General features: G+C 67.4%; 15 protein-coding genes. 7 read left to right on the top strand and 8 right to left on the bottom strand.

The features are described from left to right. Positions 1-25 precede the first annotated feature (25 nt). Positions 26-1,258, bottom strand: a complete 1,233-nt coding sequence (locus tag KEC57_RS10820) for an exonuclease domain-containing protein (protein ID WP_229384634.1) — start codon at positions 1,256-1,258, stop codon at positions 26-28. A 296-nt stretch (positions 1,259-1,554) separates the two neighbouring features. Between KEC57_RS10820 and KEC57_RS10815 the strand changes: the two genes are divergently transcribed. Beyond that, positions 1,555-2,127, top strand: coding sequence for a YdeI/OmpD-associated family protein (locus tag KEC57_RS10815; RefSeq protein ID WP_229384633.1), 573 nt, complete (start codon positions 1,555-1,557; stop codon positions 2,125-2,127). Positions 2,128-2,303: 176 nt separating this feature from the next. Here KEC57_RS10815 and budA read toward each other — a convergent pair whose 3' ends face one another. Further along, complete coding sequence (gene budA / locus KEC57_RS10810) at positions 2,304-3,041, bottom strand: acetolactate decarboxylase (protein ID WP_229384632.1); 738 nt, start codon at positions 3,039-3,041, stop codon at positions 2,304-2,306. A 438-nt stretch (positions 3,042-3,479) separates the two neighbouring features. On the opposite strand from budA, the gene KEC57_RS10805 reads away from it, so the two are divergent. After that, positions 3,480-4,091 carry a hypothetical protein gene (locus KEC57_RS10805; protein ID WP_229384631.1) on the top strand — a complete coding sequence of 204 codons (612 nt, stop codon included), beginning with the start codon at positions 3,480-3,482 and terminating at the stop codon, positions 4,089-4,091. 189 nt (positions 4,092-4,280) lie between these two features. After that, positions 4,281-4,739: a P-loop nucleotide/nucleoside kinase family protein gene (locus KEC57_RS10800; protein WP_229384927.1), complete on the top strand. Its 459-nt coding sequence runs from the start codon at positions 4,281-4,283 to the stop codon at positions 4,737-4,739. A gap of 94 nt (positions 4,740-4,833) precedes the next feature. Here the strand turns inward: KEC57_RS10800 and KEC57_RS10795 are convergent, their stop codons facing one another. Further along, positions 4,834-5,442, bottom strand: coding sequence for an N-acetyltransferase (locus KEC57_RS10795; RefSeq protein ID WP_229384630.1), 609 nt, complete (start codon positions 5,440-5,442; stop codon positions 4,834-4,836). Between the two features lie 40 nt (positions 5,443-5,482). Here KEC57_RS10795 and KEC57_RS10790 point away from each other — a divergent pair, with 40 nt between their 5' ends. Continuing rightward, positions 5,483-5,623, top strand: a complete 141-nt coding sequence (locus KEC57_RS10790; protein WP_229384629.1) for a hypothetical protein — start codon at positions 5,483-5,485, stop codon at positions 5,621-5,623. 38 nt (positions 5,624-5,661) lie between these two features. Further along, positions 5,662-6,543: a carbohydrate kinase family protein gene (locus KEC57_RS10785; RefSeq protein WP_372457023.1), complete on the top strand. Its 882-nt coding sequence runs from the start codon at positions 5,662-5,664 to the stop codon at positions 6,541-6,543. 342 nt (positions 6,544-6,885) lie between these two features. Here KEC57_RS10785 and KEC57_RS10780 read toward each other — a convergent pair whose 3' ends face one another. Further along, the gene (locus tag KEC57_RS10780) at positions 6,886-7,641 is read right to left on the bottom strand and encodes a dienelactone hydrolase family protein (protein ID WP_229384627.1); all 756 of its coding nucleotides are present in this window, start codon (positions 7,639-7,641) and stop codon (positions 6,886-6,888) included. A 522-nt stretch (positions 7,642-8,163) separates the two neighbouring features. Continuing rightward, entirely contained in the window at positions 8,164-9,660 is a 1,497-nt protein-coding gene (locus KEC57_RS10775; RefSeq protein ID WP_229384626.1) for an HNH endonuclease signature motif containing protein, read from the bottom strand. Between the two features lie 242 nt (positions 9,661-9,902). Here KEC57_RS10775 and KEC57_RS10770 point away from each other — a divergent pair, with 242 nt between their 5' ends. Then, entirely contained in the window at positions 9,903-10,145 is a 243-nt protein-coding gene (locus KEC57_RS10770; protein ID WP_229384625.1) for a PLDc N-terminal domain-containing protein, read from the top strand. A gap of 105 nt (positions 10,146-10,250) precedes the next feature. Here KEC57_RS10770 and KEC57_RS10765 read toward each other — a convergent pair whose 3' ends face one another. Beyond that, the gene (locus KEC57_RS10765) at positions 10,251-10,571 is read right to left on the bottom strand and encodes a nucleoside triphosphate pyrophosphohydrolase family protein (RefSeq protein WP_229384624.1); all 321 of its coding nucleotides are present in this window, start codon (positions 10,569-10,571) and stop codon (positions 10,251-10,253) included. Between the two features lie 131 nt (positions 10,572-10,702). On the opposite strand from KEC57_RS10765, the gene KEC57_RS10760 reads away from it, so the two are divergent. Continuing rightward, positions 10,703-11,170, top strand: coding sequence for a hypothetical protein (locus KEC57_RS10760; protein ID WP_229384623.1), 468 nt, complete (start codon positions 10,703-10,705; stop codon positions 11,168-11,170). 46 nt (positions 11,171-11,216) lie between these two features. On the opposite strand, the gene KEC57_RS10755 is transcribed toward KEC57_RS10760, so the two are convergent. Both KEC57_RS10755 and KEC57_RS10750 read right to left on the bottom strand, forming a co-directional pair. Continuing rightward, entirely contained in the window at positions 11,217-11,567 is a 351-nt protein-coding gene (locus KEC57_RS10755; RefSeq protein WP_229384622.1) for a hypothetical protein, read from the bottom strand. A gap of 88 nt (positions 11,568-11,655) precedes the next feature. Next, positions 11,656-13,335 carry an acyltransferase gene (locus KEC57_RS10750; RefSeq protein WP_229384621.1) on the bottom strand — a complete coding sequence of 560 codons (1,680 nt, stop codon included), beginning with the start codon at positions 13,333-13,335 and terminating at the stop codon, positions 11,656-11,658. Between the last annotated feature and the right edge of the window lie 150 nt (positions 13,336-13,485).

The following is a 13,485-nucleotide window of genomic DNA, read 5'->3' as shown; positions in this document are numbered from 1 at the left end:
ACCGCTGACTGAGCTCGCGGAGCTCCTAGTTCCAGCCTCGGTCCTCTTGCGATGGGAGCGGCACCACGATTCCTGACCGGTCCCACGCGCGCCGCGCGCCGCGCTTGAGACGCTCGTTGCAGTGCACACCGCACACATGCCGTTCGCGGTGGATCCAGTGTGCCTTCGCGGACACAGGCGTTCCGCACCACACGCAAAGCTCACCGCCGGTAGCGGGGCTGGCGGGGTGCGCGAGGGCGGCTCTATACCAGGCCCAGAAGTCACCGCCAACGGGACCAATACCGGCCTGCGCGACTATCCAATCGGGAACCTTGGTCCGACCGCCGCTCGCGGAAATCTTCGCCCGCAGCTCTTCTTCCCCGATCGACATTCGCGTGACGAATGCTTCCTCGGTGAGGACCTCGAGCCGCTGCCCATTCTCGATCTGGGTGAACGCCTTCGCAAGCTTCGAGGTGAACGCGGCTCCGGGGCGGAAGGTTCGGTCATCGAAGTCGCCGGTGACGAGGATCGTGGTTGTGCGCGTGACGCCGTCCTGCCAGGTGCCGCCTTGCTCGACGACGAACTCGCGAGCCCGGTTGCGCACCATCAGCTTCAACGCCCCGGTGAAGCACACCACCTCACCGGCGAAGCCCGTGCCGACAATTGCGTCGCCCTCTGCAGTGAGAGCGGCGAACAGCTGGTCGTCATGTTCCGTCCAAGTCATCGTGGATGGAACGGCAAGCCTTTCCGTCAACTCGTCGATTGAGCTTGCGTATGCGGCCGCGGCCAGAGCAAGCAACACAAGCGCGGAAGCGCGCGCGTCAGCCAACGGGTCGTGGTGATCGAACGCCGGCACATCAAGATGCGCGGCGACCCACGGCAACGAATAGGAAGGCAGATGAAGGGCCGCGCGCGCAAGGCGCAACGTGCACACGACATCTAGTGTGGGCCAGTCAATGTCATACGCGCCGCACGTATTCAGTAGGACGGACGTATCGAACGCCGCGTTGTGTCCGACAACTACATCGTCACCGATGAACTCCCGCAGCCGCGGGTACAGCTCGGGCCATTGGGGTGCCTGCGCGACGTGGCTCGAGGTGATTCCATGCACTCGCACGTTTCCAGGTTCGAACTCGTCATGATCTTCTGGAGGTCGAATCAGCGACTGAAACTCCTCGACGATCTGCCCATCGCGCACTCGCACCGCACCCACGGCGCACGCCGAGGACTGCGAGCGATTCGCAGTCTCGAAATCGAGCGCGACAAAGTCCAGCCCCATCACATACCCCCAGGTACTCGGTGCCAATCAACCTATGCGCGCCCGCGTCGCATGACTGTGTGACTCGCCGCACAGAATGCGCCGAACGCTAGGCCGAGAGACGTGGCCGACCGATCCCTCTGAAGGCAATGCGCTGGGGGACGGTGCGTGCTTCCTCGACCTCCAGACGGGCCGCTCCGGCAGGGTGCGGTCGAGTCGATCGGCGCACGCGGTCAGAGTGGGGATGGGCGGATGCTGTCGCGCACCGTGGAGCGCGCAATAGTCGCCGAGACGGGGACGAGAGCTATCCTGCCGCCATGGTCGACCGTGCGAACAAGCCTGAACTGCATTTGGACACCGTCGCGGACTGGGAAAGCTGGCTCGACTCGGACCCCGACCCGAGCGGGATCCGACTGCGACTGCGGAAGATCGCCACGACCCGACCCGGGATGACGTACACCGAGGCGCTCGATGTCGCGCTGTGCTTCGGGTGGATCGATGGGCAAAAGCAGTCCCTCGACGCCGACTACTTCCTGCAGACCTTCACGCCCCGACGACCGCGGAGTATCTGGTCGAAGACCAACATCGGCCACGTGACACGGCTGCTCGAGCAAGGCCGCATGCGCCCCCAGGGCCAGCTCGAGATCGACCGCGCGAAAGCCGACGGACGATGGGACCGTGCGTATCGGCAGCGCGACGGCGACCTCCCCGAAGAGCTGCAGGAGGCTTTGAACGCGGACCCGAAGATCGCGGAAGCGTTCGCGTCCCAGTCAGCGCAGAACCGATTCGCGATGGCCTTCCGCGTCGCAAGCCTGAAGCGCCCCGCGTCGCGGGCAGCACGCGTCGCCGAGTACGTCGAGATGCTGAAACGGGGCGAAACCCTCCACTGACGACCAGCTGCCGACCTCAGCCGGGGACGCGGCGCTGCACGGCGAAGATCCGCGTGCGGGCATAGACACGGTCAGGGACGGCCGCCACGTAAGGCGCGGGCGGATCCTCAACCGTGCTACGCGCGGAGGCGGCGCCTCTATCGTGCGATCGACCGTTTCTGGCGTTCCAGGAACCGCTAAGAACCGACGGTTGCCCCGCCCTCGACCGCAACGATGCGATGGTCGTCGTTGTGCGTTAGTTCGGTGTCGAGAAAACGGCTGTCCGTCGGCAAGCGCAGATCGAAGCGCGAATAAGATGCGATCTGCAAGCTGGCGCTTTCCACCGTGACATCCAGAACGTGACCGCCGACGCTTCGATCCTCGGCGAGGAAATGCAGGTGCAGCCCGGCGACGGTGATGCCCTGATAGATCGCAGGCGCCCAGAATCCGACGAGTGTGCCTCGCACATCGACGAGATCCGTTTCGACCTGTTGATTGACGACCTCGGCGAGCGGACGGAACGGGTGCTCTTGGCGCTGCGTCACTCGAACGCGCGCCGACCGCAGCACACCGTCGACTCGCACAGCGTGGAAGAGATTGCGGCTGACCAGCGTCCGCTCTACGTGATCCGTCAAAGCCGCCAGTCCGAGCCCGGTGATTGGTTCGGGTGTCGCCGAGGGGAACCGGCAGACGACGACGAAGGGGAGGATCCCGTTATCAGTCATCCGTGCCGGCAATTCGTCGACAGTACATTCGAAGACCTCACCCTCATCGATGATCACCTCGCCGCCAAGACTCTCGCAACACCCGATGCCGAAGTCGCCGATCTCCTTCGCGGTCTTCACCGGCATTCCCGAGTCGTAAGTACCCGCGAGTAGCGCGTCCAAAACCGCGAACTGGGTCACCGCAGCATCTATGAATTGTCGGTCTGTCACGCCGTGAGGCTACCGCGACCAGAACGAGATCTGTCTGACCAAACTGCACGCCGCTTTATGCGGGATCCTTGGGTTCTTGCGGTGGTTGCAACACCTCGTGGGATCGTGTGCTGTGACGACGTATTCACTTCGTATTCGACCTGACTTGCTCCAGGTGTTCTGGGCGGGGATGCAAGCGGACGATTTCCTGACTTGACGCGGTTCTCCCGCTCGGCGTCGACAGGAGAAGGGCGCCCGCGCCGATGCGGTGTCAGGAAGTACGTGGTTAATCGCCCATCCGTGACGAGCCACAGGCCGCTGACGTCTGCGAAGGCGTGGTCGCGCGGGTCATTCACCGAGCCTAAGCCGCCTGTGTGGACAAGCCGAGTCCAGTGCCCTAGTTTCTGCGCGCTTGACCGCCCATCAGCCTGCTCTCAGAAAGCCGGTGAGACTGAGAGCATGACATCCCTCGACGTGGGAAGCGCCGAGGACGCGCGCCGCTTCCGCTTGGGCGCGCAAACCAACGCATTTGTCGCGTCGGGGGTTGTCCTGTTGATCTGCTTGGCGGTCGTGGTCCTCTACGCAGTACTGGCATCGGCCTCGACGTTCGTGTTGATCGGCGACATCACCGGGTTTCAGGTCGCCTATTTCTCAGGTGTGGTTGGTCTCGTGGCTCTTGCCGCGTTCGTGTTGTTCGCACCGGCGCCCCGCTGGTGGCCGTATCTCGCGGTACCCGTCACCGCCGTGGGAGGGGCGTTGGCGATTCTGCTCGCGGTGGTCGGGGGGCAGTTCGCCGCTGACACGAAGGTGACATCGCTCGTCGCTGAGGGCTGCGCGACCGGATACATCGCGATCGAGCCGTCGGGCGGGGGCGGAAGCTTCATCGGGCTGCGGGATGGTTGGCGTGTCGTCAGCGTGCAGCAGTTCGCGGGCGATGACTTCAGTCGCCCTTTCGCCGCGGGAGACTACGTTGCGCGCAACAAGGATGGCGAGATAGCTGTTTGGCGTGACGGCGATCCAGCGAGCCCGGCATTCACCCTTCCTCAGCTGCCGAGCCACGTCTGCCAGTAGAGACCCGCTCAGCGCCCGAGACTCGGTCCTCAATGGGGCCAACGATCCAGCCACCGACCGCCGGTCGAGCACGATGTGATGCAGCCCGGCGACGAACGCCGCCTCCGCACCGGAACGCGCAGCGGTCTCGACACGCGGTGGCGGCCCCCACCCGAAGCTAGTGTCGGAGCGGTGAGCAGAGTCATCCTGATGTGCGGGCCCGCCGGGGCGGGCAAGTCGACCGTCGCCAGGCGGCTTGAAGCAGAGGGGATGACTCGCCTTTCGTTCGACCAAGAAGCCTGGCGGCGCGGCATCCAGACGATGCCCATCCCGGCCGAGCTGCACGAAGAGATCGAGCAGGATCTACGCGCTCGCCTTCTCACGCTCGTTGCCGACGGCGCAGACGTGGTGCTCGACTTCTCCTTCTGGTCGAAACGTGCCCGTCTTGCGTACCGAGACCTGCTGCGTCCGCTCGGCGTCGTGCCCGAGACGATCTACCTCGCGACACCGCGAGCGGTCGCGCTCGAGCGGATGCAGGCGCGTGGCCATGAGCACGGAGACGACTACGCGCTCCCCGCAGACGTCGCGGCCGAGTACTTCGACCACTTCGAACCGCCGACCGCCGATGAAGGGCCCCTGACCATCCTCGGTGCTGCCCCGTCGCCGTAGCCGGTGCTCGACTGCTCGACCAACGCCGCAGGCCGAGCGGATCTCGCGGCGTTTCGTCGCTCGCTCCCGTGCGCAGCCGGCGTCAGCCGCGGGTCTATGGGATCGTCTTGCGCATCACGGTCTTGCTCTTGCCGATGTGGCGCTCGAACGTGAATCCTGCCTTCTCGAACATGGCCCTCGTGCCGTTGTGGAGAAACGACGACGACGTCCGCTTGCCTGGGACGAGCTCATTGGGGAAAGAGACCACCTCGCCTCCGCCGGCCTGCGCGATCAGCTCGAGTGCGCCATCCAGCGCCTCCCGAGCCACTCCCGAACGCCGGTGGTCGCGATCGACGAAGAAGCACGTGATGCGCCATGGCGCGGGCTTCGTCTCGCCGGCGTCGTACTGCTTGCGGTGATAGATGTTCGGCAGCTCGATCGGAGTGCCGTACTCGCACCACGCGATCGCGTCGTCGCCGTCGAATACGAGTGCGGCATGCGCGACGCCCTCGGCCACGAGTCGCTCCTTGAACGTCGGCCCGTGGTACTCGCTCTTGACGGTCTGCTCGGTGTCACCGTGGAAATAGTGGCAGTAGCACCCACCCCAGACCCCGTTGTGCTTCTGCGCGAGGGCCAGCCACGCCGGGAAGGTCTCGGGAGTGAGCGGTTTGATCACGTGCGCAGTGGCCCCGCCTGGCCCCGTGGGAGCATCCTCACTGGCCATGGCAGACTCCTCGCATCGCGGTGCTGCCAGTCTGCGACGGATGCCGACTCCCGACAAGGGCGCCATGGCGAGGTGCGGGTGCTTCGGAGGGGAGAATCTGCTGATCATCGAACTCGATCAGGTCGGCGAATCAGCGGCGCTCTTCGTCTCGTCCCCGGATCTGGGGCCGCGCGAGGAGTGACGGAGTTTGCGGAGGCTGCGTCCGCGCCCTGATTGACTATGCGGGTGACCCAACCTTCGCGCCCCGCCGTGGTCGTCTGCGGCCCCGCCTCGTGGAACCACCTGATCTTTCTCGATCGCCTTCCCGAGCCGGTGCCGCATATGCAGTTCGCGCTCGGCGACCTGGCGACGCTGGGAGGCACGTCGGCGGGCAAGATCCTTCACCTGACCGATCTCGGCGTGGACGCCGCCCTGCACGCGCTCATCGGAGGCGATGACGAGGGCCGCCTGGTCACTTCGGCCCTCGCGGCCGCCGGCGCGCCGGTCCGGCCGCACGCTTCGGAGCGCACCGAGCGCCATGTGAACCTGATGACCGCTGCCGGTGAGCGGGTCAGTCTGTATCTCGCGACGCCGTCGACGGCATCCGTCGGTTCGGTCGACAGCATCGAGCAGGCGATCCACGGCGCGCATGTCGCGATCGTCGATCTGTGCGAGATGGGCCTGACTCTCGTCGAACGACGCCTGGCGGGGAATGCTGGCGCGCCGATCTGGACCGACCTGCACGACTATGACGGCAAGTCGGCGTTCCACGAGCCGTTCCTGCGTGCGGCAGACGTCGTGTTCATGAACGATGACGGGACGGATGACCCGTGGGCGCTGATGCAGTCCTGCCTCGATCGAGGACCCCGGCTTGCCGTGTGCACGCTGGGTGAGCGCGGGGCGATCGCTCTCGATGCGACTGGCGCCCGGGCATCCGTTCCCGCACAGCCGGTGTCGGTGGTCGACACGAACGGCGCGGGCGACGCGTTCTTCTCGGGATTCCTCGCGGCATCACTCGGAGACGAGGCGCTCGGGCACTGTCTCGAAGCCGGTGCTCGACAGGCGACGGTCGCCCTGTCGTCGATGCACCTGCACCCCGCGGTCGTGGGGCCGACAGGCTGATCTGCGGCGGACGCGCTCGCCGTCAGAGGTCGGTGAAGTCGTTCGCGGGGTCTGGATCCGCTCGACGGTGTCGTCCGACAGCGAAATCCCCAGGAACTCCCGGCCGGTCTCGCCAGGGTTGCTGAGCGATTGCGTCCCGTCGACTTCGCGGGCGCCCAACCCGAGGTATTCGGCGATGCCGTCGCCATCGATATCTCCCGCGTCCCAGGCGCCCGCCGCGAGCGCCTCGTCGCGGGATGAACCGACGTCGACGCCCTCCGGAGTGCTGATCGCGACCGCACCGATGGTGGGCGCGGAGCGTTCGCGTGCATGCTCGACATACGGCCCTGTAGAGCTGGCCTCTCAGCCAAGAGCACCCCCGAGATGGCGGGCGAAGAAGCGGGCGGCATCGTCACCCGCAAACGGCGGAACGCCGGTGTGGCCCCCCATGTTGGCGTAAAGGGTCTTCTCCGCCGATCCGAAGGCATCGAAGAGATCGAGGGCCATCTGTCGATCGTTGCCCGCATCATCCCACTGCAGCAGAACGTGCAGCGGAATCGTGACCTGACGAGCTTCCTCCATTGTTGTGCGCGGCACGTAGCTGCCAGCAAAGAGGCCCGCCGCTGCGATACGTGAGTCCATGGCGGCGAGACGTGTGCCGATCGCGATCACCCCGCCAGAGAACCCGACCCTCTCCGCGATCTCGGGAAGGCCGAGGACCTCGTCGAGAGTGATCTGCCACTCCGGCACAGCCTTGTCGACGAGCGGGAGTATCAGCCGGTCGATGACATCGTCGGTAGGCCGTTCACCAGCGGAGATCGCACGCGTGAGGTCCGAATGCGCCTGCTCTGCGCCCGGTAGCGGGGACCTGTCGCCCGCCCCAGGCAACTCGACGGCGACCGCCGCGAAACCTAGCGCGGCGACGCTGCGCGCGCGTGCTGCCAGACGGTGATACATCCGTCGCATCCCGAACCCGCCAGGTTGGCCCATCAGGATGAGGGGAACTGGTGCAGACGAGGAAGCAGCCGGTGGCGTCCATAGGATGCCGGGAATGTCGCCGAGGGTGAACTCACGTTCGGCGATGCCTTCGTCGAGAGTCTGTTCAGAAGTGAAGCGCATGGTCGTGCCTTTCGGGAGTGCTGCAAACAAGCGGCGCTCCCGGACGACCTATCGTCCGACCGTGACTCCCCAGAGGAGCACCATCGTCAATTCGTTCACGGGTGCCACCTCCTCAGTTCCTCGCACGGATCCGAAAGCATATCAGCGCCGGTCGAGGCTGCGGCGTGTTCGTGTGCCGCCCGCCCGCCCGCCCGCTTGCTCGCTTGCTCGCTTGCTCGCTCGCCCGCTCGCCCGCTCGCCCGCTCGCTCGCCCGCCCGCCCGCCCGCCCGCCCGCCCGCTCGCTCGCCCGCTCGTTCGTTCGCTCGCCCGCTCGCCCGTTCGCCCGTTCGCTCGTTCGCTTGCTCGCCCGCCCGCCCGCCCGCCCGCTGGTTCGTTCGCTTGCTCGCCCGCCCGCCCGCCCGCCCGCTGGTTCGTTCGCTCGCTTGCTCGCCCGCCCGCCCGCCCGCTGGTTCGTTCGCTCGCTTGCTCGCCCGCCCGCCCGCCCGCCCGCTCGGCGTCGCGAAACCCGGCCTCGCGGGTTCTCAGGCCGCGGTGAAGCGCAGCGGGGATTTCGACGGCAGCTCTGTCGGTTCGGCGAGTTCTCCGGTGGCGGGGTCGGGTGGGGGATGCAGCCAATAGCTGTCATCGCCCGAGGCAGGGTGGCGTCGGCGTGTGATGCGCCAGCCTTGGTTGTGCAGGCGCATGTGGCAGTTGCGGCAGAGGGGCACTCCGTCGGCGACGTCGGTTCGGCCGTGATCCTCCCACCAGTGGTCGATGTGGTGGTACTCGCATTCGGAGGGTGGACGGTCGCAGCCGGTCCAGACGCATCCGCCGTCGCGTGCGGCGATCGCGATGCGCTGTTTTCGCGTGAACAAGCGTGCTTCGCGGCCGAGATCCAACGGGCGGCCGTGCTCGTCTCGGATGGCCGGGACGGCCCCCGCATCACAGAGGTACTTCTCGATGATTCCGGGCGGCACGGCTTGTCCGCCGTCTTCCAGGTGCCCCGCAGCGGTCGCCCGTGTCTCGCCGAGGTCGCCGGCGCGCACGAGAGCGTCGGCCGTGACGATGATTCGCACGCCAGGCTGCCGATCGCCGAATGCCTGGGTGGGATCCGCGTTCGCCCCGGTGCGGAGAATGGCGACGATGGTGTCGTACTGCAGCTGTTCGTTGGTGCGCTCGTCGTCGACTGCCGCCCGCGTTTTGTCTGCAGCCTCGGCTCCGACGAATCGAGGCCCGCGGCGAGGCCTGAGCGCCGCTCGCAACACGGCGTCCACCCAGGCCGAAGCGTCGTCATCGAAGGCGATGTGCGCGTGGTGCTGCCCTGTTTCGGGGTCGGTCCACTTTCTGAACGACCGAGCCGCGAAGCGCTCCTCGAAGCGGAGCGTCACCCCGATGGGGTCCAGTCGATCGCGCGCGATCCGTGACTGGTCGCGGAGGTCCTCCACCGTCCGGGTGGACGCCTCGTCGAGCAGGATCACCACCGCGCGGTTCCATGCCGCGGGCAGGAAGTGGTCGTCGAGGTCGGGGTAGCGCTCGACCGGCGGTTCGCCGAGCCCAGTGCGAATGGCGTGGAACTGCGCCTGCGACACGCGGCCCGACACCAGGGCGTCGCGCAGCCGGCCCAGCCAGTCCGGTACGACGGGGACGAGTGGAGTGACGGCATCCGTCGTCGACTCTCGCCCGTCGCACACCGGCGGCATCGGCGCGAGTTCTTCACCGGCCCGGACGGCGCGAGTCACGTCGGCGCGGCCGAGCCCGGTGACCTGCTGGACGAGGGCGTTGCCGGTGCGGAGCCCTTTGCGCTGCGCCAGCCCGCTGTACCCGAGCTCTCTGCTCGAGCGGCGCGAGACCTCCGCCGACGCCGCGGCGACCATGAGTTCCAACGCCTTTCGCGCCTCGGTCGCATCGGAGAGGAACGCGAGCAGATCGTCATCGCCCAGCCGGGACACGGCGAGTTCGTCGGAGCTGAGTCGCTCGGCGACGCGGGCGACGGCATCCGTCAATCGCGCCACCGGCGAATTCGCACTCGAGGAGCTCATAGAACAAATATACGAATGTCCTCCGACATTCCACCCGGCGAACGCGACGCTTCGAGGCGAGGTGAAGTCACGAAGGCGTAACGGTTGCGCAGGCCGTTTCGCTGCGCGGTGAGCACACCCTGCCTTGCCCACTCCGCCTTGCCCACTCCGCCTCGCTCACCCGCCCCTTGCGCCTCCGCTACTTCTTCGTTGCCCAGAAGGACGTAGGGCAACGCTGAACGCGGCGTCGGTAGGCTTGAGGTATGGACGAGCAGAACCCTTTGATTCCCGCGGGGTTTGACATCGCGTGGTCAGTAGTCGCTGTTGCCGTCATTGCGCTCACCATCGTCGCTTTGATCTCGCTCGCCCGTTCCGCTCAGAGGCTCACGTCACTGCAGGCGTTGATTTGGGTTCTCGTCGTGCTGTTCGTGCCGGTGCTTGGTTCGATTTCTTGGATGGCAGTAGGACGTAGGACCGCTTCACTGGTGATCAGCGACCAGTCTTAGCCTCTCTGCGTTTCCGCCCCAGCGGCTTCGCTCTTCAGGCCGCTTCGAAGACGGCTGACAGGTCATCGGTATCCTCTACCAGCCGCCAGTCCGACTGATTGTGGCCTAGGAGCCAGCTTGCTCCGGCTTCCAGACGAGCCACTTGCGAGCGACTTCCGACTCCAGGTCGATGCTGAAGCGATGCGCGACCAACAACACCTGCGCCAGAACGTCTGACAACTCCGCGCGGAAGTCCTCCTCCAGCTGCGGCTCGCTACGGCCCTTGTCTCGAGCTTGCCCCGACCTCGCGAGATACGCCTGCGTCAGCTCACCGACCTCCTCACCGAGCTTGAGAATGAACCAGTCGTCGCTGCGAGTGATGTCGTGCCGCTCGGCATAGACCGTCGACACCGACTCAACCTCGGCCTGCAGCTCAGCGATATCCATGCGTCAGATCCTGCCAGCCACCTCAGACTCGGGCGCCTGGAGACGTGACGAAAGACATAGGGCCCCCACGCGCCGCGCGCGCGGTCTCCCATTACGGGGGGGGGGGGTAACGAGCGGTCCATACTCGTCACATGCGCGCACCCCGACGGATCACTGCGGTGGTCATGGCCGCGCTCGTCCTCTCGACGGTCTCGCTAACCGGATGCGTCCAGGGCGTCGCCTGTCCGAGTTGGGCAGGCTACGACACGCCTGAGGATGCCGCGGATGCTGCGACTGCCGTGATTTCGGGTCGTGTCGTCGAACGCGCACGCACGGTGCCGATGTTCGGGACCGACGCGAACGTGTGGGTGGTCGAGGTCGACGAGTGGATCAAGGGTGACGGACCTGGTCGGATCGACGTCACCTCGATTCCGAGTGGGTGTGGTGCGGGGCCTGCGTACTTCGGACGGGACCCGTTCGACGAGGCGACCGAGTTCGACGTCGCGATCGTGTTCCTCTCGGGCGATGCCGACGAGTGGCAGGGCCTCAGCCCCGTACAGGGCATAGCGCCGGCGGCTCCCGGTGGCGGTGTTCCGAGCGCGTGGCCCGACGCCCCGTGAATTCACGCCGACCGCGCGGATGCCGCGCCGCGCCGACCCCGTCCCGTCAGGGCAATGAGAACCCGGCGCTGAAGAGCACGACGATCACGAACACGATCCCGACGACGGCGATCAACATCGTGCCGCCGGCGACGATGCCCTCCGCGCGGCTGACGCCCTCTCGGCGGCCACGGCTTCGCAGGGCGAGGAGCACGGTCGCCGCCGCGAGTACGAGGACGACCAGCGCGCCGATCGTCGCCGGCAGGATCCGTGATTGCTGACTGCACGATCCCATCGGCGGGTCGACCGCCGCGCAGATCGCGGGCTTGCTCACTGCCCACAGCATCAGGAGCAGCGCCAGCGCGGTCACCGCGCCCAGCACCGCCCATCCCTGCGGTCGGACGGCGGCGCTGCTCACGCTCGGAGCCTAGCGACGGCGCCGCGGCCGCCGCGAGTTCAGTTCGACGCGAGCTCGCCACCGCGAGCCCCCCGACGGGCCAGCCGCCCTACCCGAGCGAGGCCGCCGGCTCGGGCCGGTGAACCCCTCGGGGCCGGTATCCGAGCGCGCTCGAGACTCCCGCGAGGTCGGTGAGGTACCAGAGGATCGCCAGCCACATCTCGGTGCCCTGCAGCCCGGGCTCGGTCTCGGCCAGTCCGTGCGTGGCGGGGCCCGGCTCGCGGAATGCGAACCCCGCGCCCGGCACCCAGGTGGTGAGGGCATCCGAGAGAAGCTGCGACGCCAGCGATCGCACCTCTTCGGTGCGATACCCCGACCCGCGCGTCAGCCACAGCGGATGCGCGACGTCGAGAACGTTGCAGGCGTTGCGCGCGCCCGGCGCGAACCACCGCGGGTCGCGGGCGTGGCGCAGCACCGTGTCGACGATCCGCTCGGGGTAGGCAAGTGGCATCCCGAACTGTGCGAAGGTGCCCCGCGAGGCACGGTAGAAGCCGTTGACGACGGGAAGCAGGCCGTCCTCGGCGGTGGCCGAGCCCCACATGCCGGTCTGCGGGTCGGCGTGCGTGAGCAGCCACCCGAACAGCGCCTCGGCGACACCCGCCGGCACCGGGATGCCCGCGCGCCGCGTCCAGAGCAGTGCCGTGCCGAAACCGTCGACGTGATGCCCGGCGCCCCACGCATCCGTCTGCCACGGCAGGCTCTCACAGAACGCGACGACGCTCTCGGCGCTCGCCTCGGTCACCCACGTGAGTGGTGCCGGAAAGGCGGAACCGAGCAGGTCGAGCGCGTAGCCGGTGCTCAGCACGTGGTACGCGACGTCGTCGTTCGAGAACCCCAGCCCGCTCAGCTGGCGCCCGTCGGGCCCGAGCGGTGCGACGGCGCCGGTCGCGGCATCCTGCCAGTTCTGCAGTCGTGCGATCTGAGTGGACACCGGCGCCTGCGCGGGCGGCGCCCCTCGCAGCAGGTCGGAGATCTCGACCGCGTCGGCCTGCGCGCGCACCGTCGGCACGGTGCCGGGGCGGTCGGCGAACAGCTGCAGATCGTCTCGCCACGAGCGGTCCAGAACAGCGGATGCCTCGGCTCGCGCCCGTTCGGCGAGTTCCGTCACGCGCGCGGCGAGCCCGGCGGCAGCGCCTGTCGCCGCCACGCCGGCGGCGCCCTCGGGCTCCACGCGCCAGCGGATGAACTTCGCAGGGTTTCCGCCGACGATCGCGCCGGCCGGAACATCCTTCGTCACCACGGCGCCGGCGGCGAGCACCGAGTGATCGCCGATGCGGATGCCGTCGAGGATCACCACGTGCGAGCCGATCCAGACATCGTCGCCGATGACGATCCCCTTCGACGTCAGCGGCTGGCGGAACACCGGCGTGCCGGGCTCCAAGGAGTGGTTGAAGCCGAGGATCGACGTGTGGGCGCCGATGCGCACCGCATCGCCCATCGTGACGCGTCCGCGGATCACCGTGTAGGGATTGATGCTGCAGTCGGCGCCGGTGGTCAGATCGCCGGTGAGATAGGCGCCGGCGGCGACGTAGGTGCGGTCGCCGAGGCGCAGCGCGTCGTTGTCGATCGAGGCGAGCTCGGAGACGAAGCAGCGCTCGCCGATCACATGGTCTGGCCGGCCTTCGGCCAGAGCGCGCTGCACGGCGATCTGCGTGTCGCGGGCGTCCGCCGAAGCATCCTGCCAGAAGTCCCAGGGTGAGAATTCGTGCGCGTCGATCGTGGGGGTCACGGCGTCAGCGCCGATGCTCTGCGATTCGAGAAGCCCATGAAGAGATCCTCTCAGGCGGAGCGGTGAACGAGCCCATCACGGGGGCCGCCGCCGACTCGCCGCTGGCTCGAAGAACGCGACTGAACGGATGCCGCGGGTCGCGGCATCCGC

Origin of the sequence: Microbacterium allomyrinae, from assembly GCF_020682705.1 — a bacterium.
Taxonomy (GTDB): domain Bacteria; phylum Actinomycetota; class Actinomycetes; order Actinomycetales; family Microbacteriaceae; genus Microbacterium; species Microbacterium allomyrinae.
This window is presented reverse-complemented; position numbering and strand designations above follow the sequence as displayed.